At 75.5% G+C, this 1463-nt stretch carries 2 protein-coding genes; one reads left to right on the forward strand and one right to left on the reverse strand.

Annotated features, from left to right (window positions below):
* Positions 1–307: hypothetical protein (locus tag ND748_RS31895; protein ID WP_251749994.1), on the reverse strand; the 307-nt coding region annotated here is incomplete at its 3' end.
* Between the two features lie 70 nt (positions 308–377).
* Here ND748_RS31895 and ND748_RS31900 point away from each other — a divergent pair.
* Positions 378–1463, forward strand: a 1086-nt coding sequence (locus ND748_RS31900) for a PucR family transcriptional regulator (RefSeq protein ID WP_251749995.1), incomplete at its 3' end; no start/stop codon positions are given.

The raw sequence follows: 1463 nt of genomic DNA on the forward strand, positions 1-1463 counted from the left end.
GCCGCCGGGGCCCCGGGGAATGGGCGCGGCCCCCCGGGCCAGTGGGCGCCCGGCCGGGCGCGCCCGCCGCGGAGACCAGAAAGACCAGCGTGACGGCGATCGCGACCTGCAGGAGCAGGGTCACCGGGGCACCGGCGTCGATCGCCGCGGCCACCACCAGCCCGAGGGCCGCCCCGAGCAGACCGAGCAGGATGGTCATCACGCAGCCGATGGAGGCGCGCCGGGGCCGGGGAACGACGGCCCGTCCCAGCAACCCTATGATCACGCCAGTAATCAGAGCGCTGATGATGCCGGTCAGAGCGTCCACGGGCCGATTGTGCCGGCTGGGGACGACCGACGACCACGAGCGACCCGGCTCAGGTGACGAGGTGCGGGAAATGGCGACCACCAATCGGCAAACTGTCCCCATGGGACAGTTTCCGGCCGGTCTACCCGAGAGCCTCGCCGCGGAAGTTGACTCGCTGGGCGAGGAGATCATGGCGGCGATCGCCCGCGAGGTGCCCGCCTACGCTCGCCCGTTGGAGGGCCAGTTCGGTCGCGGCGTGCGCCGCGGGGTCGCCGAGGCTCTGCACCGCTTCCTCACCGTGGTCGAGGCCGGTCCGCACTGTGCCCCGGATCTCGCCGCCAGCCGCGAGGTGTACGTCCGGCTCGGCCGGGGCGAGGTCCACTCCGGGCGGTCGCTGGACAACCTGCTCAGCGCCTACCGGGTCGGCGCCCGCGTGTCCTGGCGGCGCTTCGGCGAGGCCGCGGTGCGCCACGGCGGCGTCGACCCGGCGGGCCTGGTGTCCCTCGCCGAGATGATGTTCGCCTACATCGACGGGATCTCCGCGGCCTCCGCCGAGGGCTACGCGGCCGAGCAGTTCGCGGCGGGCGGCGAGCGAGAGCGGCTGCTCGACCGCATCGGCGAGATGCTGCTCACCGGCGCTCCCGCGGACGCTGTCGCCCAGGTCGCCGACGCGGCCAGCGTGCGGCTGCCCCGCCAGCTGGCCGCGGTCCTCATCCCCGCCCGGCCCGATCCGCAGGCGGCGAACGGGCGCGAGCCGATCGCGGCCGTCCCGGCGGGGCTCCTCCTGGCCGGGCCCGGCCGGGCCGGATCGGGCCCAGCCAGACTCGGCCCAGCCGGAACCGTGCCCGGCGGTTTTGTCCCTGGCGGTTTTCTCGCGGCCGGAACCAGCTCAGCCAGACCCGTCCCCACCGGATCCGTCCCCACCGGATCCGTCCCGGCGGTACCCGCCCTCGCCGAGTCCGCGCCGGCGACGCTCGGCCGCGCCGAGCCGTTCATGCTGCCCGCGGACTGCCCGCGGGCCGTGCAGGGCCAGGACACCTGGCTGTTCGTCGGTTCCGCGGAACGTGGTCCGGCGCGGGCAGCCCTGGCGAAGCGGCTGGCGGGCCTGGCTGCGGTGGTGGGACCGGCGGTGCCCTGGGGCCAGGCCAAGGCAAGCGCCGCCCGGGCCCGATTCGCC

This window comes from Frankia sp. AiPs1 (assembly GCF_023716945.1).
Classification (GTDB): Bacteria; Actinomycetota; Actinomycetes; order Frankiales; family Frankiaceae; genus Frankia.